This window comes from Pseudomonas sp. LF020, assembly GCF_053456425.1.
Genome location: NZ_JBRFIX010000013.1, coordinates 65,657 through 84,675 on the forward strand (window position 1 = coordinate 65,657; position 19,019 = coordinate 84,675).

Genomic DNA, 19,019 nt, shown 5'->3' on the forward strand with positions numbered 1-19,019 from the left:
GGGCACCGCCGCGAAAGAGGGCAATCAAGCGTCGACGGTGTCGGCGGCTTTGGTGTTGGCGTTCGAATGCAGGGCTGCTTCACGCTGCTCGGCATCCTTGTAGTCGAGGTATTTGCGCTGGGTGGCGATGTGGTCGGCCACGTGTTTGGCGTCGTGCCACACGCCCCAGATGAACGACGAACCGCGCCGCGACTGCCAGGGCAACCCGAGGAAATACACCCCCGGCTCGCTGGATACGCCGCGCTGGTGCTGCGGTTTGCCCTTGTCGTCAAACGCTGCGACCTGCAGCCAGGAATAATCCACGGCGAACCCGGTGGCCCAGATGATCGAAGTGATCCCGGCTTTGGCCAGATCCAGATCCACCAGCGGATTTTTCACGCAGTCGGGATCCGGGTAGGTTTCGCGGGCCTCGGGCTCTTCGGGCAGATCCAGACCGTTGCGCTCGATGTAGGCATCGGCGGCATCCAGCAGGGCGAGGTAGTTGTCATCGCCACGTTTGAGGTTGTCCACCAGGTCCTGCTTGAAGGTCACCACGCCGTTATTGAACGACTCGGTGACGCCAACCAGGGTCATGCCGCGATGGGCCAGACCGCGAAAATCGATGGTGCGCCCGCCATGCGCGCCGCTGACCGCGATGGTCACATGCTCGCGGCCGGGTTTCATCGCTGCCTGATCCCACTCGCCGAGCACTCCAAGCCACCAGCAGAAATCGCGGTTTCGGTAGGCACGCGGCGGACGGTCATGGGCGCCGACCGAAAGGTAAACCTGCTTGCCGGAGCGCTGCAGTTCATCGGCGATCTGCACGCCGGACGAACCGGCGCCCACCACCAGCACCGCGCCGTTGGGCAATTGCTGCGGATTGCGATAGTCGGCGGAGTGGATCTGCAGCAGGCGCGGGTCTTGCGGGGCGATCGGCGGGATCACCGGACGCTGGAACGGCCCGGTCGCTGCAACCACGCGGCTGGCCTCGATCACCCCTTCGGAGGTCTCGACGGTGAAGCCCGGACGACCGACATTGCGTATTACGCTTTTGACCTCGACCCCGGTGCGGATCGGCGCGTTGAATTTCTTCGCATAGGCTTCGAAGTAGTCGGCGACTCGCTCCTTGGGGGCGAAACCATCGGGATCGACATCATCGAATTCCAGCCCCGGAAAGCGGTCGTGCCACGCCGGACCGTTGGCTACCAACGAGTCCCAGCGCCCGGTGCGCCAGCGTTCGGCAATGCGGCTGCGCTCCAGCACCAGGTGCGGCACACCGAGTTTGCTCAGGTGCTCGCTCATCGCCACACCCGCCTGTCCGGCCCCCACGACAAGCGTGTCTGTTTTTATTATTTCAGTGGTCATTTCTACATCCTTCCTGGCAAGGCAAGTGGATTCGGATCGCTTCAGGCTGGTCCGTTTTGCTTGCGGTCAGACTAGGCAGGAGGGGGGTATCGGTAAAATATTATTAAGCTGGGATGTGAATACAAATTGCTGAAGCAGAAAGGACAAAGCCAGTAAAACCGCGGCTTGCAGGGCGGGGGGAGAGTTGCCCCGGGCAGGAAAACCCGGGACAGAGTTGGAAAATATCGACTGCAGGGGCAGCAAGCGCTCAGTTCAAGTGACTGGGCGCGATGCCCAACAGCCCGGTCAGCGTGTTCATGATCGCCTGCTGCCGCACGCGATTGGTCTGGTGTTCGGCTTCGGCGGCGGCGACATCGGCGGCGCAATGCGGACAGATCACCTCGTGCGGATAGATGTACTGCAAGCAGCTGCGGCACAGGCTCAGTTGCGGGGCGATCCGGCCTTGTTCCGGCGATTGCTGGCCCTGATTGATCCACGCCAGTTTGATCACCTGACCGCTGTCGCTGACGCTGCTGACTTTTTCGCCGGTGTCGATGCGTTCGGTGATCAGATCGAAACGGCCCACGGCAAACGACTTCTGCGCCGCGTCCTCGACCTTGACGATGCGCTCGCGCAGCCCGCGCTTGTGCAGCTCCAGGGTGCGGTAATGGCAGTAAGGGTTGTTGCCGGGTTTGCCGAGCAACGAATGCGAAGTCCAGGTGCAACCGCCACGACAGACATCGTTGTAGTAACAGCCACGGCAGTAACCCCACATGTCATCCACCGAGCGCAGGCGGCCGAAATGCATGCCTTCGCTGTAGTGCCAGATGTCGTGCAGGCTCATGTTGCGTACGTTGCCGCCGGAGAAACCGACGGTCGCCAATGACGGGCAACCCTTGACCGTACCGTCGGCCTCCAGCGCCAGAACAGTCTGGCCGGCGGCGCAACCGGTCCAGTGCACGCGTTCGTCACCGAAGCCGCGCCATAAATGTTCATACGGGCCGTAATAGCCGATGTTGTTGCCGACGTTCATCAGCAAGCCACGGTCGACGCCTTCGCGATACAGCCGCGCGAGCAGCGGCATCACGTCCAGCAGTTGATAGGGTTGCAGCAGCAGTTCCGGATGGTCCACCGCGTTGCCCATGGCGACGGTGATCTGGATCTGCCAGTGGGTGGCGCCGAGTTCGATGATGGTGTCCATCAGCGCCGGCAAGTCGGGCAGGGTGGCCGCGCCGATCTGAGTGTTGACGCTCACCGCCAGCCCCGCAGCCTTGGCCCGGCGCAAGGTGTCCACGGCCTTGTCGAACGAGCCGGGGACGTTGCGCACCGCGTCATGCAGCGGCGCGAGACCATCGAGGGAAATGCCCACGCCGTCGAGCCCGGCATCGACCGCTGCCTGCATTTTCGCCGGCGTCAGGTTGCGCCCGCCGGTCTGGATTGCGCAGTACATGCCGTGGTCGTGAATGGCCTTGATCAGTTGTGTCCAGTCCTTGCGCAGATAGGCTTCGCCGCCGATCAGGGTGATCTCGCGGGTGCCAAGCGCGGCGAGCGAATCGATGACGTCCAGGCATTCGCGGGTGTTGAGTTCGTCAGGCCGGCGATGCCCTGCGCGGGAGCCGCAATGCAGGCATTTCAAGTCGCAGGCCAGGGTGATCTCCCAGACCACATGCACCGGCACGTAGCGTTTGAGATCGGTGTCGCTGAGATAACGGGCAGGGCGCACGTCTGACATGGGAAATCCTTGCGCACAATCCGGTGCGCGCTTCGAAGGGATTGACCGCAGTTGAACAAGCCCTGGGCGAGATCCTTTGCAATCGCGCCCGGGGTCTGGCGGTTAGCGCGTTTCCAGACGCGCGATTTCCGCTTTCAGATGCTCAAGGGCACTGCGCAAGGCGCCCTCGTGCGCCACCTGTTGCTCGGCCTGTTGCACCACGGTTTTGAGTTGCGCCAGATTGCCGCCGGTCTGCGCCTGCTGCACGGCCACGGCGTACAGTGGCTGCGGATGCGGCGTGGGGTGCGGTTGCTCGCTGGGTGCCTGATGCACCGCGACGTGCTTCACCTCGTGCCACTGACCCTGTTCTTCGTAGCGATAATCGACAAAACCGCTGGCCCAGTCGCCGCCCAGAATGCCTCTGAGGTGGAAGGTCTGCGCGATCTGGCTGAGCGGGCCGCTCGGACCACCGTCGAGGGTGAGGATGATGTGATTTTCGACGTTTGCAGTCAGCTTGGTTTCGGAAAAACTGCCCCAGACCTGAGTCCGGAAATTGACCGTCGGCCAGGTGGCCTGAAACACGCTGGCAATCCCGCTGACACGTTTGTTCACGGTATCGACCAGCAGATCAAGGTTCAGAACCGGTGCGCCGGGCAGTGCATTGCTGATGCTGAGACGGGTGTGAAAAAGTCCAATCGACATGGTGCTACTCCCTAAGTGAATGGCGGATCAAGTGGCCTGACTCAGTGGCTCTGCAGCCGGCTGACCTCTTTCTTCGCGGTGTCCAGTGCGTCGCGCAATTTCGGCAGTTGCTCCAGTTGCTGTTCGGCGAGCCGGGCCAGGTTCTTCATCTGCGCCAGATCACCGCTGGCGATGGCGCTCTGGATCGGCGCGGCATACAGCGGCAGGATCGGTGGGTGCGGGTTGATCACCGGGCCGGGATTGAACGGTGAAGGTATCGACTCCACCAGGTGCGCCGGGGCGTTGTTGACCTCATGCCAGCGTTGACCATCGAAGTAGCGATAGTTGGCGACACCTTCGCGCCAGTCGGTGCCCACCACCAGACGCACATCGAAATTGATGATGGAGTTGGCGCCTGGGCCGCCGTGATTGCCTTGGGCGGTCACGAGGATTTTACTGACGCCGGGCGACATCACGGTGAGGTAGGTGTACTCGCCCCAGACGTCGGAGTGCACGTCGAGTGGCGGATTGGTTGCCTGGGTGATCGCGGCGGTGCCGTTGACTTTCGTATTGGGCGTCGAGACCAGCAGGTGCAGGGCCAGCGACTGCGCGCCGGGTGCGCCGGTGCCGATGCGATAGCTCACCGGGAACAGGCCGACATTTTCAGTAGAACCGGACATGTTGTTTGCCTCCGTTGCAATGTGATTGATGGCTTCAGGACTTTTCGTGCCTGGAAACTTCCCTGGCCAGTTTTTCGTACGCGTCTTTCAGGTCTTGCGCTTCAGGCTTGCTGGTGTCGCGCTGCTGCAACAACGTTTTCATGTGCTGCACATCGCCTTGCTTGATCGCACTTTGAATGGCGACCCCGTAAGGCGGGATGCTGGCCGTTGAACGGGACATAGCGAGGTTCCTCATCGGTGCTGCAAAACCGCCCCTTGCGGACAAGGGGCGCCGTACCTGACAGCCAGGCAGCCGCGACCAGCAAGAGCAGCGGCAGGCGCTGTTCTCCACGAGCGGGTTACCTGATCTGTCGGGATCTGATCGAGTGCGGGGTTCAGTGCGCGCAGTGCAGGCGTCAATACGCCCGGGCCGGCGCCAGCGTTCTCAGCCGAATCCGCCGGGTGGGATGTCGGGAGCGTCGCGTGTGGCCTGCCTGAGTGGCAGATGCAGAGAATTGACCGATACGTTGTTCATCTTTCTGTCCTTGATAGAACACAACGAAACGCAGGGATCAGTAGCGCGCTCGGCAAGAGCGCAGGAGAACCGCAAGCACAAAAACCATCCCTGATTGCTTTTCCGGTGCCGCTACGGGCGAGTGCCGATTCGACATTCGCTGGATGGCTGGCATATCGCCAGCGATGCAACCCTAGATGCGAATTTGCGGCCTTGCCAGAGAAAGCGCCGAACGGTCGTGGGCGAGAGATTGACGGCTCGCAGGAGGTATCCGCTCAAGGGCGGCAAACCGTTGAGCGGACGAGGGTATTTCCAGGGGGAGAAAGGGCCAAGGCCAGCGCAGAGCCGGATGGATTGATTGGCAATAAGCAATCCGTCCGCCCGGTATATCTCGTCAGCGCTGCCCTGTGGCTGGCGAGTCAATTGCCGTCGGCAACCTTGCGTTCGATCGCATCGGTCTTGCGCTTGAGTTCCTCGGCCTCCTGTTCTTTGGTGCGGATCGAGGTCGGCGTCAGCACCTCGTCCACAACCTTGGTATCGTCGTCGCTGTCCTGCAGATCGCGGCGAACCACATTCACCGGTTTGCCCGCAGCGTCGAGCGGAGGCGCGTTATGAGGGGTTGCAGGCTTGCGGTCGTCAGTGTTTTTCATTTTCATACCTCCATTGGCTTACAACGTTGGATACGACGACATGACACGAGTTCGAGAAATTTCATCGGTGATTGGCGTGTTAGTCGGTGCCGGTTTGTGGCTGGCCGCCGATTCGGCCCTCGCCGCCAGTTTCGACTGCGCCAAGGCGCGGACGCCAGACGAGAAAGCCGTTTGCGCCAACCGCACGCTGAACGACTTGGACGTGACCATGGGCGAGCTGTTCAGCCTCGACAAACGCCTGCTGCCGATGGGCGGGCGCGACGCGCTGATCAGCGAACAGCAGGCTTTCCTGAAAAGCCGCAAGGCTTGTGGCGCCAAGGTCGGTTGCTTGACTGAGCTGTACCGGAAGCGGGTTGACGCGCTGCGCAACATCATCGAGACGCGGGTGATGACGCAGGGGCCGTTTTGACCCGCTGCGTTTGTCTGGTCAGGGCATGCCGTCAGAGCAGACTCCACGACACCCCGACATAAACCCCCAACCCTTCACCCGGCGTAGACCGCGCCGCATCCTGGCCCTTGTCGTCATACCCCGGCGTGACCGTTGCGGCGTAGCGCTTGTTGGTCAGGTTGCGCAGGTCGAGCCAGGTCTGCCAGTCGTTTTTCGGCGCGTTGTAGCCGACGGTGGCGCCGAACAGTGCGTAGGGATCGGCGTAGTAGCTGTTGGCGTAATCCACGGCGACTTTGGACACCAGTTGCGTGTTGACCGCCGCGAAGAAGCCTTGTGGCCAATCGTGGCGCAGTTCACCCTGGTAGTAGTGCATCGGCAGGCCCGGCAGGCGGTTGTCGCCGAAGCGCTGATCGTTCCGGTAGTGGAAATCGCTGAAGGTGTAGGCCTGGCGCAGGCTCAATTTACGTCCGTCTTCGGCTGACCACAGCGTACTCTGCAGACTGGCTTCCACGCCTTGGTGCACGGTGGGGCTGGCGTTGAGTTCGTACGGGGTGATGGCGTTGGCATCTGGCAGTACCGACAGCAACTCGTGGCGCACCTGGGCGTAGTACCACGCCAGGCTCCACTGGCCGAGCGCGCTGTCGCCGCGACCGCCGAGTTCGAGGGTGGTCGCGGTCTGGTTCTGCAGTTTGATCGGGTCGCTCTGGGTGCCGGTCGCCGCGCCGTTGCCGGCCGGGAAGCGGATGTTCGAGCTGTAGATCAGCGACCACGGGTGCGGTGCCTCGACCGAACGGCTGAGGTTGCCGAACAGTTGCAGGTCCGGCGTGACCTGATAGCGCAGGCCCAGACGCGGCGCGTAGTCCCAGTCGCCCAGGCTGGTCTTGCCGCCGCCCTGCGGGTAGGTGACGGCACTTTCGCGGCGGGTGTAGATGGCGGCGAGGCCGGTGGTCAGCCACAAGTCGTCGGCTATTTCCAGGTCGTTGCCCACGTGCAGAACGGTGTCCGAACCCTGATAGGTGAAGTTGCGCATGCGCGTGCCCGGCGCATAACCGGCGGTGTTGCCGCTGGGGATACGGACGAATTCACTGGCGCCGTCATTGGGCAAGTGTTTGGTGGTGCGCAGGCCCACGGTGCTGCGGCTTTCCATGCCGAACAGGGTGTCGCGGCGCTTGTAATCGAACGTGCCGCTGACGTCGGTGTAGGCCACCTTCAGACGGTTCGGGCCTTCGCGCAGGTCCATCGGGTAGTCGTGATAGACCAGGCCGGTCTGAATGCTCGAATCGTCGTCGATGTAGTAGGTGGTCTTGTTGCCGATGAAGGTGCTGCCCGGTTGTATGCGGCTGTCATCGCGCGACACGTAGGCCGGGTTGGCCGCCCGTGGGTCGTGCTCGATCGAGTGTTTGGTTACGCGGCCGGCGAGGTCGTTGTCGGTCTCGCGATAGCGGATATAGAAGCGGGTTTCCAGGTTCGGATTGAAGCGATAGCCGAAGTTGGCGATCACGCCTTTGCTCTCGCTGGCGGTGTGATCCTGATAGCCGTCGGCGTTCGAGTCGGTCAGCGACACGTAGTAATCGAAGTCGCCCAGCACCTGCCCGGAACTCACCTGACGCTGCTGATAACCGTGGCTGCCGGTGGCGTAGCGCACTTGCAGTTTCGGCGCGTCGTAGCCGGTGTGGCTGACGTAATCGACGGCGCCACCCAGCGCCAGCGCACCACGATCAAAACCGTTGGCGCCGCGCAGCACTTCCACATGGTCGAGCCACAGCGGTTCGAGCAATTCGTAGGGCGTGCCGCCGGGGCCGGTCAGCGGCAGACCGTCGAGCATCGTGTACAACCCCGAGGCATGCGCGCCCGGTGCGCGGTTGACCCCCGAACCACGGATCGAGATTTTTACCCCTTCATTACCCGCCGACTGCGCGTAGACCCCCGGCTGATACGCCAGCACATCCTGATTGCTCGCCACACGGCCCTGCAACGGCTGGCGCATGTCGACCAGGTTGCTGCCGCCGGGCACCTGCGCCAGACGCGATTGGGCCTCGGCCACAGAGGCGTCGGCGCCACTTTGTTCTTCAGCCGAAATCAGCACCTGTCCCAGCTCCATGCTTTTGGGTTCCTCGGCCATGACCGGGCAGGCGAGGGCCAGGCCCAGCAGGGCAGAGGGCAGGGATTTGGGCGACGGCATCGAAGAAACTCCAGGCAGACAGGAACGGGCAATGAACAGTGCGACGCAAGAAGGAACGATGGAAACACATGGCAATTTTGCTTTTTTGCCGGGAATCGGGGATGGAAGCGGTGGCGGTTAATTCAGGAGGCGGCATTCATGGCCGCAAACGCAGACGACTGGCCGCTTTCGATCGCGGCCAGTCGTCCGGCATATATCAGGATCAAGCAATCTTCAACGCCATGAGAATGTCCAGCGGTGTCTGGGCAAATGCCCGGGCCTGTTCGGTCATCTCGGCAAGATTTTCTTCGGCGGTGAGTAGCGGCTGGTCACCCTTGTGCAGCACTTCGCCCTGATCACCGATGACGGCCCACGCCAACTGCGCCCAGTCTTGCGGGTCGGTCATGCCTTGCTTGATCGAAATCAGGAACAGCTGCTGTACGCGGCTGATCGGCACGCCACCGCCGGTGACCGGGCTGGCCAGTACCTGAATGTTGCTGTTGAACAGTGCGCGCTTGCACAGTTGCAGGTTGAGGGTGTCGCAACGTTCCTGCACCTGCCTTTCGGCGGATTCACTCTGGCACGGGGCGGCGACGCCCATGCCGATCAGCACGGTGACAGCCTGCACCAGGTCGTCATAAGCAACGGCGCCGACGGCCATCGACAATTGCTGCAAGGTTTTCGGAGTGTAGGCATTGGCGGCGAGCGCTGCGAGTACCGGGCGGTAAATCTCCGCCTGCAGCGAAGCGGCGCCTGCAGGACCTGTGACTGTGTCGGGAATGCTTTCAATGGCTTGCAACAGGACAAAACGGCTTCTCAGCAGGCCATCGCGCTGCTCGGCGGCAGACAGCCGATTGGCGCCGCGTACGTACAGATCCCGGCGGAAGTTCTGATTGATGAAATAGTCGCGCGCCTGTTCGCGCATGATCGGGTGCTCGATACCTTGCAGAAAGTCCATGCCTTCTGCACTGAGGTTCAGCGCCGCCACGGTGTCCAGCGGTACGGCCGTGGTGGCAAAGTCGAGTTTGGCTGCGGTCATGGCATCGACCACGTCGATGAAATACATGCAGTCCCAGTTGCGATTGAAATACTCGTGGGCCACGTACTGACGGTTCTGGCCTTTGATGCTCTGCAACTGGGCACCCAGGGCCGGCGCCGCTCTGGCGTACTTCGGATTGGCCGCCAACAGCGTTTCGGAAAACTCTATCGCGGCATCGATGCGTTTGGCCGGGCTGGTCGAGGCCTGGCTGGCAAAGCGGTTGTGCAGGCTGAATAGATTGCGCAGTGGCGCCGAAGGCGACCAGCCCGGGAAGCAGTTGTAGCTCACGTACAACATGCCGCCGGGCTTGAGGTGGCGGCGGGCGAACTCGACGATCAGTTGCTGGTTGTCGCGGCTGACCCAGGACCAGATGCCATGCAGGCTGATGCTGTCGAAGGCCGGCAGATCATCGCGGGCCAGCAGTTGCTCGAAGCTGTCGTCATACAGGCGGGCCTGGCTGTTCCAGTCGTTCGCCAGCGCCATGGCATGCGCGGCCTGGGACGGCGTGAAGTCGGTGCCGACGTAGTTGCCCGGGTTGGCGGCGGCGTGGATGTTGATCGAGACACCCTGGCCAAAGCCGAGTTCGCAGTGGTAGCCACCAGCGCTTTCGAGGGTGGTAAAACCGCGCAACAACAAACAAAAACGCTGGAACACCGGGTTGATTTCCCGGCTGTACGAATAGGTGTAACCCTCATCGGTGAAATACCCTTCGTTCCAGGCATTGCTCATGGGTGCATCCTTAAATTCGCGAGTGAGAGTCGCTCTTATAAGGGGTTGGCATTGCGCACCACAAGCGGAAAAACATGTAAGTGAATCTTACGATTGCAGAGGTACGTAGACGTCTGTCTGCCACTGATCCTGTGGGGTCTCGGGATAGACGCTCAGGTAATGGAAAAACAGCGGATGATCACGTAATTCCTCACCGCTGGCCGGCAGCCAGTCGCGGTAGACGGGATAGATGGTTTCGCCAATGTGATCCGGTGAACCCACATGCCGCACCACCACGCAACGCCCCCCGGGAATCACCAGTTCCCCCACGCCGAACGTATTGGGTGCCACCGGCTCATCAATCTCGCCACAGATGGCGAAGCGAAAATCCGCCGCCGCTGTGGTGTCGGGGTTGTTGTAGGGAATGCCGAAGGTGCGGCTCGAGGCCACGGGCGACTGCCCGCTATGCATGCGCCAGGCAATGAATGTCTGCACGCTTTGTTGAACCTGCGCCGGCGCGCCGCAGTGCTCAAGCGCGGCGACCCGTACGCTGGGGAAATCGACGATTCTGGTTTGCATGATGACGCTCCTGGAAAAGTGAGGGATGGCGAATACCGCATTCCAGATCTGCCAGTTCGGTTGCTTCCTGAAGGCGCTCGGCGTCATGCCGAAGTCGCGCCGAAATGCGCGGCTGAAGGCTTCCGGGCTCTCGAAACCGGCGTCGGACGCGGCGTCCAGTATCGAGTGATCTGGCTGCGCGGCCAGCCGATGGGCTGCCTTGCGCAAGCGCATCAATTGCACGTAGCGCGACACCGGCACGCCCACGAACGCGCTGAATTGCCGATGGAAGTGAAACGCCGAAAAGTTCGCTACCTGACTCAACGTGTTCACTGACAGGTCGCCTTCGAGATGGGCGTCGATGTAGGCGAGTACGGCGTTGAAACGTCGGGTGTAGGCGAAGTGGGTCGGCAGTTCGGACACTGGGTAAAGACTCCTGGAAGTGCGGTCTGCTATAGCCTCGACGATTTCGGGGCAGGTGCGCCTAGCCGGGTTTGCTCAAGTGTCGCACCTGTAGGAGCTGCCGCAGGCTGCGATCTTTTGACTTTGACCCTCAAAAGCAGAATCAAAAGATCGCAGCCTGCGGCAGCTCCTACAGGGGAGGGGGAGTCAGCGGCCGTGGGCTGCATCCGCCAGTTGGTGGGTGTCGACGCGTACGAACACTGAATCGCCAATTGCCGTCAGCACATCCCCGGCGTACACCTCGCAGATCACCCGCGTCTTGCGCCCGACCTCGCCCGCGACCCTGGCGCGCAAGGTCAGGGTGACGCCCATCGGCGTGGGTTTGATGAACTTGAGGCCGAGGTTGCCGGTGACGCAGTCTATGCGCGGCAGGCTGCTTGGTTCGCGTTGTTCGTGGCGATAGTGGTAAGCCATCGCGGTCCAGTTTGAATGGCAGTCGACCAGCATCGCCAGCAAACCGCCGTACACCAGATCCGGCCAGCCACAGTATTTGTCGTCTGGCAGGTGTTCGGCCATCACATGCACGCCGTCCTCGTGCCAGACACTTTTGACGTGCAGCCCATGTGGGTTGCGGCCGCCACAGCCGTAGCAGACGCCCTCGGGGGCGGCGAGGTCTTGCAGGGGAGTTTCGGAACGGCTCATGGGTCTGATCATCCTGAAGTGGTGAGCCCGGTCAGGCGCAGGCGATTGCGGCCGCCGCGCTTGGATTCGTAGAGTGCGGCATCGCCTTGTTCGATCAGCGCCGCCAGACTGGCCGGCGGCTTGTTGAACAGGGTGGCGCCGATGCTCAGCGTCACCGGCTCGGCAGTGGGAAATGTCTGGAGCGCAATGCGCTGAAACTGATCGCGCAGGGTGTCGCCCAGTCTGACGATCTGTTCACTGGGCGCGTTGCTCAGCAGAATGACAAATTCGTCACCGCCCAGACGCGCGGCCAGCCCACCCTCGGGAGATTCGGCGCGGATCATCTCGCTCAACGCCACCAGCAAACGGTCGCCGGCCGTGTGGCCGTAGTGGTCGTTGACCAGTTTGAAATTGTCGATATCGATCAGCAGCAGCGCGCCGGGTTGCTCTGCACAGACCTCCCGCAGCAGGCGCGGGGCGCGCACTTCAAGGGCGCGGCGGTTGAAGAGGGCGGTCAGCGGGTCTCGGGCGGCCAGTCGGGCGATCTGCTCTTCGCGCCGATAGCGTTCGGTGCCGGTCATCGACAGCGCGATCAGCATGATCGCCATCGCACCCTCGACCAGCGAGATCTGGATGATTTCGCCACGGAACGCGGCCAGGTCGATCAGTGTGCCCGGGATCATCACCGTCATGGCTTTGGCCACATAGAAAATGCCGTGGCCCAACAGCACGTAGCGCAGTTGCACGGCGCCGACGCTCAGCGACTTGCCGTGTGGGCGCAACAGCAGACTGGCCTTGAGCGTCGAGGCGGCCACCAGCAGCGAGTTGGCGGCTAGCATGACTTTCGACCACAGCGGCCCGTCCGGCAATAACAGCATGACCAGCCAACTGACGAAGATCAGATACCAGGCCGGGGACAGGCGGATCTGCGTGAAGCGCGCCACCCCCAGCAGAAACAGAAAGTGCGCGGTCACCAGCAAGCCGTTGGCGAACCAGATGCCGATCAGCAGAAAACCGTTGCTGCGCAGCAAGGCCAGGGTGGAACCGACGGTGATGGTGGCGAAACCGGCGCTCCAGAACAGCAGCGAAGGCTCACGAATGCTGCGCCACTCGACCGCCAGGTACAGCGCGGCGGCGGCTGCGAGAGCGATCGAGATGGTCAGCATCGTTGGTGGGTCGAGCGGCATTTCTTGGGGAGCCTGTCTGAAGGTCGGTTAGACGGGCGATTGTAAGCGTTTGGGGGCGTTTTGGCAGGAGGCGCGGCATCTGCGCAGGCAGACGCCGCACGCAATCGTCACTGGCTGGCGTCCAGCACCACGCGGTAGCGCGCCTTGCCGCTACGCAGATGGTCGACCGCCTCGTTGACCTTGCTCATGGGAAACATCTCGACCTGCGGCAGAATCTGATGCCGGGCGCAGAATTCGAGCATGGTCGCCATGGTGCCGGGCGAGCCGACCGGAGAGGCGGACAGGGATTTCTGCTGCGGGATCAGATCGAACACATGCACCGGAATCGCGCTGGGCACGATGCCGACGAAATGCAGCCGGCCATTGCCGCGCAGGGTGGCGAGCATCGCTGTCCAGTCGAGGTCGGCGTTGGCGCTGATCAGCAAAAAGTCCAGGGTGCCGGCAATCGCTTTCAGCGCACTGCTGTCGGTCGAGGCCACGACGTTGTGCGCGCCCAGACGCCTGGCTTCGTCCTGCTTGTTCAGTGAAGAAGTAAACGCGGTGACCTCACAACCCCACGCATTGAGAAAGCGCAGCGCCAGATGACCGAGGCCGCCGATGCCGACAACGCCGACGCGGTCGGTGGGTTTGACGCCAAACTGCAGCAGCGGGTTGAACACGGTGGAACCGGCGCAGAACAGCGGGCCGACCATCGCCGGATCAAGATTGGCGGGCACCGCAATCGCCCACGCCCAGTGCGAACGCACCCGATCGGCGAAACCGCCGTTGCTGCCGATGATGGTCGGTTGCGCAGTGCCGCACAGTTGTTGCGAGCCGCTGATGCAGGACGAACAGTGCATGCAACTGCCCTTGTACCAGCCGATGCCGACGCGCTGGCCGAGTTCGAGGCCGCGCACCTGCGGGCCCATGCGCACGATTTTGCCGACCACCTCGTGGCCCGGCACGAACGGGTAGCGGCTGATGCCCCAATCGTTATCGATCAGCGACTGATCGGAGTGGCATACACCGCAGTATTCCACGGCGACCTCAACGTCCTCTTCGCCCAAGGGGCCGGGATCGTAGCTGTAGCGCTCCAACGGGGCGCCGGCGGCGGTGGCGGCCCAGCCGTTGAAAGTTGCAGGTTCGCTGTTGCTCATGGGGACACCTCCGGTTCGACTGACGGGACATTGGCAGCCCGGCAAGTCTAGTCGGTCATGTCGCGGGCGCGAGCCAGGTGTCGACGACCCGCCGATCCAGTTCTTCCCAATAAGCCATGCCCAGCACCCGGGTGGTGTTCAACCCGCGCAGATAACCGCGCAACTGGTTGGCGGTATCGCGCTTGAGCTGCGCGTCGGTGATGTCCTTGTCCAGCAACACGTTTTCGTACTGCACCAGGTATTCGGCTACCCGCTCGCGAAAGTCCTGCAAAACCGCGTCGCGGATCAGGTCAAAGGTTCTCAAATCGGCGTCCTCACTGTTGTTTTAGTCATTAGGGATGAGCATCTATCAAACTTTATCGTCGGTAACTATCGCTAGAAGTAATAGTGACCATCACGAAACGCAAGTTCAGCTTTGCATTCAATAGGCGGAAAATCGCTTTCATTGAACACGCAGCTCAAGGAAATTGCGCGATGAAGACACTGACCCGACTGGCGCTGACCGCTCTGCTGATGAGCGGTATGGTAGCCACGGCACCGTCTTACGCCGAAGACGCTTGTGCCTGTCATCTTCAGCCCATCGCCGGCAGCAGCGCGACTTTGCAGCATTCACAGAGCGTGGGTGTGTTGTACAGCGAAGACACCCGGGAAAACCTGCAGTACCTGACGCGTTACCACGATATGGCGCTGCACGGGGCCAAGGATGCACTGGATTCGCGAATCCGTGCCGCGTTTGTCAGCAGCTCCGACCCGGAACTGGCGATCGACTGGTTGCTCAGCTCGTTGCAGCGTCAGTTCGTGTCGGTGACCGTTTACGACAACCTCGATACGCTGATTCTGGCGCATCCGGACATCGTGGTGAAACTCGACACCTTCAACCGCCTGCTGACCCAGCAGAACAGCCTGTACGAAGCGCACTTCATTGCGCGTTTCTACGATGCCGACCTGCAGTACATCGGCAAGGCCGAAGGCGCGGTGGAGAAACAGATTCCGTCGGTCTGGGTACACGACAAAGCGGCGCAGGAGATTGCCGCGCAGATCGAGCAGCAACGTGACCTGCAACTCAATGCCTTGAAGCAGTTCGATGCCTCGCTCAAGGCACTGGTGGCTTCCAGCTGAACACTCAAAACCAAAAGGGCAGCGGCGGCGCCGTGACGCTGAATCGCTGCCAGTTGAACCGAACCTTTATTTTCAGGATTACCCCGATGCGTGCTTTGTTTGCCCCGACCCTGGCCGTTGCTTCCTTGCTGCTCGCCGGTTGCGCCTCCGCACCGAACGACCCGACGCTGACCTTGCACACCAGCAAGACCCCGGCGCAATACGCCGATTGCGTGGTGCCGAAGCTGCAGAAGAGCGCGCTGAACCCGACCGTCTCGCAAACCCAGCGCAGCTACCGGATTGTGGTGCCGAGCAAGGTGTCGGCCGACAACGTACTCGAGGCCTACAAGGCCGGCAACGGCGGCAAGGTGTTCATCTACGAGCGCCACTTGCTGGCCTCGAACTTCCTGCCTTCAAGCTTTGAACGCGCTGCCCAGGACTGCATCTGACCCGGCTGCGCAAACGGTTCTGACCGAGCTCCTTTGGTTGGCCGCAACCAACCAGTCCTTTGCCCCGCACCTCATTCGGTTGCGGGGCTTTTTTTCGCCGGAGTTTTTGCGCTTCAGGCGACGTCGATCACCACCTTGCCAATCGCCGTGCCTTGTTGCACCGCGTCATGCGCCTGGCGCGCCTGGCTGAGATTGAAGCGATCGGCATGCATCAACGGCTTGACCTTGCCTTCTTCGATCAGCCGCGTGGCGTAACCGAGGATTTCCGCGTGGTGCTTGCGCCCGACACCGGTGAGCATCGGCAGCAGGACGAAAATCCCCGACAGCGTGGCACTGCGCAGCGACCCGGTGGCCAGGTTGTGGGTGCCGAACGCCGCGCAACTGGTGACGTGGCCGTAGAGCCGGATCGCCGCGAACGAGTCATCCAGACTCTGGCCGCCGACGGTGTCGTAGATCACGTCAAAACCCTTGCCGTCGGTGAACTGATTCACGTACTGCTCCACCGGCACGCTCTGGTAGTCGATGGCCGTGGCGCCGTAGCCCTCGACAATCGTACGTTTGCCCGGCGAGACCGTGGCGAACACTTCAGCGCCCAGCGCGGCGGCAATTTGCACCGCCATGTGGCCGACACCGCCCGCGCCGCCGTGCACCAGCACCTTCTGACCGGCCTTGACATGCGCGCGGTCGACCAGACCTTCCCACGCGGTGAGGAACACCAGTGGCACCGCAGCGGCCTCACGGAAGTCGAGATTTTTCGGCTTGCGTGCCACCAGATCCGCATCCACCGCCAGGTACTCGGCCAGCGAACCGGGCAAGCCGCGCACGCCACCGACCATGCCGAACACCTCATCGCCCACCGCCAGATGGGTAACGTCGGCGCCGACCGCTTCGATCACCCCGGCCATGTCAGTACCGAGAATCGCCGGCAGTTCCGGCATCGCGTACGGCGCGTTGCCGGTGCGGATCTTGTAGTCGATGGGGTTTACGCCACTGGCGATGATGCGCACCAAAACCTGGTTAGCCTGCGGCACCGGGCGCTCGATCTGCGCTTCGCGAAAGCTGTTTTCAGCATAGTCATCAAGGATCAACGCGCGGATGGTGGATTGGCTCATTACGACGCCTCGCTGTCATTTCAGGGAAAGGGGCCATGGTGAAACCTGGCGGGAGGTTTGTCGACCGGATACGGTTCGCCGTTACCCAGCGTAGTCGCTGACTCACATTGAAGGTTGATTCAGCGTCATTACGTAGGCGCTGAACATGTCCGCCAGCCGATCGGCGAAGGCCGTGATCTCCAGGTCGCTGCGCGCAGTGCCGGAAAAGTCTTTGCCCACCGAACTGAGCGTGGTCAGGATCAGATCGCAGGCCGCGACGCGGGTTGGCTCATCGGATTCCGGCAGCAAATGCAGGATGAACGTGGCGAAGATCTGCCGTCCTGCAGCATGCACCTCGTGGGCCTCGGGCGCATCGCGATACAGCGGCGCCGCGTCGTTCAGTGCACCACGCATCTGCGCTTCCTCGCACTCCGAGCGGATGAACGCCTGCACCAGCGTGCGCAGGCGTGTCAGTGGCGGATGCTCGGGATTTTCCAGAATTCGCTGCAGCATCTGCGTGGTGTGCAGCCACTCATCGCTCTGAAGGCGGAACAGGATCGCCGCCTTGTTGGGGAAGTACTGGTACAGCGAGCCGATGCTCACGCCAGCCTTTTCCGCGACCCGTGCGGTGGTGAATCGGGTCGCGCCATGTTCGGTCAAAACCTGAATAGCCGCCTGCAGAATCGCCGCGACCAAGTCAGCCGAGCGTGCCTGCTGCGGCTGTTTACGCGAGGAAATACGGGCGGTCTGACGATTGCTCATGGGCGGCTCGGGCCTCGGGGGAAACGCGAATAGCGGATCGAGTGAATCACTCGCATCATTTAAATGCGACGAATCACTCGCATCTTAATCCCCCATTGACGGAAAGCAATCATGACCACCCTGACTTCTGAACCATTGGCCAGCCTGATCGAACGCCTCTACGGCCAGGCCAGCGCCGCCACCAGCCCGGTGCTGGAAACGGTGTCGGGCGCGGAGCGCGAGCGCCTGATGCACAGCAAGACCGAGTACCTGCAACTCTACGCCATGCTCAAGGACCTGTGGCTGCCGGTCTCGCGCGACACCGGCAAACTGCTGTACATGCTGGCGCGCAATACCAGGGCCAAAGCGATTGTCGAGTTCGGCACCTCGTTCGGCCTGTCCACCCTGCACCTGGCGGCGGCACTGCGCGACAACGGTGGCGGCGTACTGATCGGCAGCGAATTCGAACCGTCGAAAATCGCCCTGGCCCGCCATCACTTCATCGAGGGCGGCGTCAGTGACCTGGTGGAAATCCGCGAAGGCGATGCGCTCGTCACGCTCGCCAGCAACCTGCCGCCGTCAGTCGACTTGCTCCTGCTCGATGGGGCCAAGGCGTTGTACGGCGACGTGTTGAGCCTAGTGGAAAAACACCTGAAGCCGGGCGCGCTGGTGGTGGCGGACAACACCAACTATTGCCCGGAATATCTGGCCCATGTGCGTGCGCCACACAACGGTTACCTGTCGGTGCCATTTGCGGATGACATCGAGTTGTCGATGCGGCTGGGGGATTACGCGTAAGCCGCGAAAGGCCTTGCAGATCGCTATTGTTCCAGCCAGTCAGGCTACCTGCGCCTTGGCGCTGGCAATCGAAAACGCCTTCGGCAGGTGGGCGCCATTCTTCGCGGCCAGAATCTCGGCCATCACGCTGACCGCGATCTCCGCCGGTGTCTTGCTGCCAATGTAGATGCCGATCGGCCCGTGCAGGCGCTCGAGTGACGCCTGGGTCTCACCAAAATGCTCGATCAGACGTTCGCGACGCAATTGGCTATTGCGCCGCGAACCGATGGCGCCGATGTAAAACGCCGGGCTGTGAAGAGCTTCGAGCAGCGCCAGATCGTCGAGTCGCGGATCATGACTCAAGGCGACGATGCAGGTGCGCAGATCGACCGCGAAGTCGCGGACCACGTCATCCGGCATGCCGGTGATCCGCTCCACACCGTTCACCGCCCAGGTTTCGATGTATTCGGCACGTGGGTCGCACACCGCGACCTTGAAGCCGTTGAACAGCGCCATGGTCGCCAGATACTCGGCCAGCGCACCGGCACCGATCATCAGCAGCCGATACCCCGGCCCGAGGGTATTGAACATCCGTTGGCCGTCGAAACTGAATTGCTCAGGAGTTGCCGTGGTTTCCAGTGTGACGCGACCGTTATCCAGTGCCAGGCAGCGGCGCACCAGCTGCCCGGCATCCAGTTGCACAAGCAGTTCGTCCAGCACCTGCCACGACGGGTTGAACTCGAGAATCAGCTCAAGCGTGCCGCCACAGGGCAAACCGAAACGATGCGCCTCGTCGGCGCTGACGCCGTAGCGCACCACCTCGGGCGCACTGTCCTTGAGGCCGCTACCGCCATGGGCGGTGGTGTAGCGATCGATCAGGTCGTCCTCGATGCAGCCGCCGGACACGCTGCCGATCACGCGCCCGTCGTTACGCAAGGCCATCATCGACCCTGTCGGGCGCGGCGAAGAGCCCCATGTGCGCGCCACCGTGGCGAGCAATACTTGCTCTCCGGCGGCGAGCCAGTCCCGGGCAGTGCGCAGGACCAGCAAGTCGATGCTTTCCAT

At 62.1% G+C, this 19,019-nt stretch carries 20 protein-coding genes; 4 read left to right on the forward strand and 16 right to left on the reverse strand.

Going from position 1 to position 19,019, the window contains the following annotated elements; translation table 11 throughout:
• Positions 1–24 precede the first annotated feature (24 nt).
• From ACU680_RS24745 to ACU680_RS24770, 6 genes are all read right to left on the reverse strand, one after another.
• Positions 25–1,344, reverse strand: a complete 1,320-nt coding sequence (locus tag ACU680_RS24745) for a flavin-containing monooxygenase (protein WP_448180772.1) — start codon at positions 1,342–1,344, stop codon at positions 25–27.
• Between the two features lie 247 nt (positions 1,345–1,591).
• The gene (locus ACU680_RS24750; RefSeq protein WP_448180773.1) at positions 1,592–3,055 is read right to left on the reverse strand and encodes a GDL motif peptide-associated radical SAM/SPASM maturase; all 1,464 of its coding nucleotides are present in this window, start codon (positions 3,053–3,055) and stop codon (positions 1,592–1,594) included.
• A gap of 102 nt (positions 3,056–3,157) precedes the next feature.
• Positions 3,158–3,736, reverse strand: coding sequence for a DUF1842 domain-containing protein (locus tag ACU680_RS24755; protein ID WP_007969210.1), 579 nt, complete (start codon positions 3,734–3,736; stop codon positions 3,158–3,160).
• A gap of 41 nt (positions 3,737–3,777) precedes the next feature.
• Positions 3,778–4,395, reverse strand: a complete 618-nt coding sequence (locus ACU680_RS24760; RefSeq protein WP_448180774.1) for a DUF1842 domain-containing protein — start codon at positions 4,393–4,395, stop codon at positions 3,778–3,780.
• A 34-nt stretch (positions 4,396–4,429) separates the two neighbouring features.
• Entirely contained in the window at positions 4,430–4,615 is a 186-nt protein-coding gene (locus tag ACU680_RS24765) for a DUF1843 domain-containing protein (RefSeq protein WP_007969208.1), read from the reverse strand.
• A 692-nt stretch (positions 4,616–5,307) separates the two neighbouring features.
• Positions 5,308–5,538, reverse strand: coding sequence for a hypothetical protein (locus ACU680_RS24770; protein WP_448180775.1), 231 nt, complete (start codon positions 5,536–5,538; stop codon positions 5,308–5,310).
• Between the two features lie 40 nt (positions 5,539–5,578).
• On the opposite strand from ACU680_RS24770, the gene ACU680_RS24775 reads away from it, so the two are divergent.
• Positions 5,579–5,947 carry a lysozyme inhibitor LprI family protein gene (locus ACU680_RS24775; protein WP_448180776.1) on the forward strand — a complete coding sequence of 123 codons (369 nt, stop codon included), beginning with the start codon at positions 5,579–5,581 and terminating at the stop codon, positions 5,945–5,947.
• A gap of 31 nt (positions 5,948–5,978) precedes the next feature.
• Here ACU680_RS24775 and ACU680_RS24780 read toward each other — a convergent pair whose 3' ends face one another.
• From ACU680_RS24780 to ACU680_RS24810, 7 genes are all read right to left on the reverse strand, one after another.
• Positions 5,979–8,108, reverse strand: coding sequence for a TonB-dependent receptor family protein (locus ACU680_RS24780; protein ID WP_448180777.1), 2,130 nt, complete (start codon positions 8,106–8,108; stop codon positions 5,979–5,981).
• A gap of 202 nt (positions 8,109–8,310) precedes the next feature.
• Complete coding sequence (locus ACU680_RS24785) at positions 8,311–9,855, reverse strand: methyltransferase regulatory domain-containing protein (protein WP_448180778.1); 1,545 nt, start codon at positions 9,853–9,855, stop codon at positions 8,311–8,313.
• Between the two features lie 87 nt (positions 9,856–9,942).
• A complete protein-coding gene (locus ACU680_RS24790) occupies positions 9,943–10,815 on the reverse strand; it encodes an AraC family transcriptional regulator (protein ID WP_448180779.1) in 873 nt (290 codons plus the stop codon).
• Positions 10,816–11,001: 186 nt separating this feature from the next.
• A complete protein-coding gene (locus ACU680_RS24795) occupies positions 11,002–11,496 on the reverse strand; it encodes a PaaI family thioesterase (RefSeq protein ID WP_448180780.1) in 495 nt (164 codons plus the stop codon).
• Between the two features lie 8 nt (positions 11,497–11,504).
• Positions 11,505–12,662 carry a GGDEF domain-containing protein gene (locus ACU680_RS24800; RefSeq protein ID WP_448180781.1) on the reverse strand — a complete coding sequence of 386 codons (1,158 nt, stop codon included), beginning with the start codon at positions 12,660–12,662 and terminating at the stop codon, positions 11,505–11,507.
• A gap of 107 nt (positions 12,663–12,769) precedes the next feature.
• On the reverse strand, positions 12,770–13,798 hold the full coding sequence (gene ahr, locus ACU680_RS24805) for an NADPH-dependent aldehyde reductase Ahr (protein WP_367084207.1): 1,029 nt from the start codon (positions 13,796–13,798) through the stop codon (positions 12,770–12,772).
• A gap of 55 nt (positions 13,799–13,853) precedes the next feature.
• On the reverse strand, positions 13,854–14,102 hold the full coding sequence (locus ACU680_RS24810) for a hypothetical protein (RefSeq protein WP_007960531.1): 249 nt from the start codon (positions 14,100–14,102) through the stop codon (positions 13,854–13,856).
• Positions 14,103–14,272: 170 nt separating this feature from the next.
• On the opposite strand from ACU680_RS24810, the gene ACU680_RS24815 reads away from it, so the two are divergent.
• Positions 14,273–14,917, forward strand: coding sequence for an ATPase (locus ACU680_RS24815; protein WP_367084209.1), 645 nt, complete (start codon positions 14,273–14,275; stop codon positions 14,915–14,917).
• A gap of 86 nt (positions 14,918–15,003) precedes the next feature.
• Positions 15,004–15,345, forward strand: a complete 342-nt coding sequence (locus ACU680_RS24820) for a hypothetical protein (protein ID WP_367084210.1) — start codon at positions 15,004–15,006, stop codon at positions 15,343–15,345.
• 113 nt (positions 15,346–15,458) lie between these two features.
• Here the strand turns inward: ACU680_RS24820 and ACU680_RS24825 are convergent, their stop codons facing one another.
• Both ACU680_RS24825 and ACU680_RS24830 read right to left on the reverse strand, forming a co-directional pair.
• Positions 15,459–16,457, reverse strand: coding sequence for a zinc-dependent alcohol dehydrogenase family protein (locus tag ACU680_RS24825; RefSeq protein WP_448180782.1), 999 nt, complete (start codon positions 16,455–16,457; stop codon positions 15,459–15,461).
• A gap of 102 nt (positions 16,458–16,559) precedes the next feature.
• The gene (locus tag ACU680_RS24830; RefSeq protein WP_367084212.1) at positions 16,560–17,198 is read right to left on the reverse strand and encodes a TetR/AcrR family transcriptional regulator; all 639 of its coding nucleotides are present in this window, start codon (positions 17,196–17,198) and stop codon (positions 16,560–16,562) included.
• 111 nt (positions 17,199–17,309) lie between these two features.
• On the opposite strand from ACU680_RS24830, the gene ACU680_RS24835 reads away from it, so the two are divergent.
• Positions 17,310–17,975 (forward strand): O-methyltransferase, encoded by a 666-nt coding sequence (locus ACU680_RS24835; protein ID WP_367084213.1) that lies wholly within the window; start codon positions 17,310–17,312, stop codon positions 17,973–17,975.
• A gap of 39 nt (positions 17,976–18,014) precedes the next feature.
• Here ACU680_RS24835 and ACU680_RS24840 read toward each other — a convergent pair whose 3' ends face one another.
• Positions 18,015–19,019 (reverse strand): XdhC family protein, encoded by a 1,005-nt coding sequence (locus ACU680_RS24840; protein ID WP_448180783.1) that lies wholly within the window; start codon positions 19,017–19,019, stop codon positions 18,015–18,017.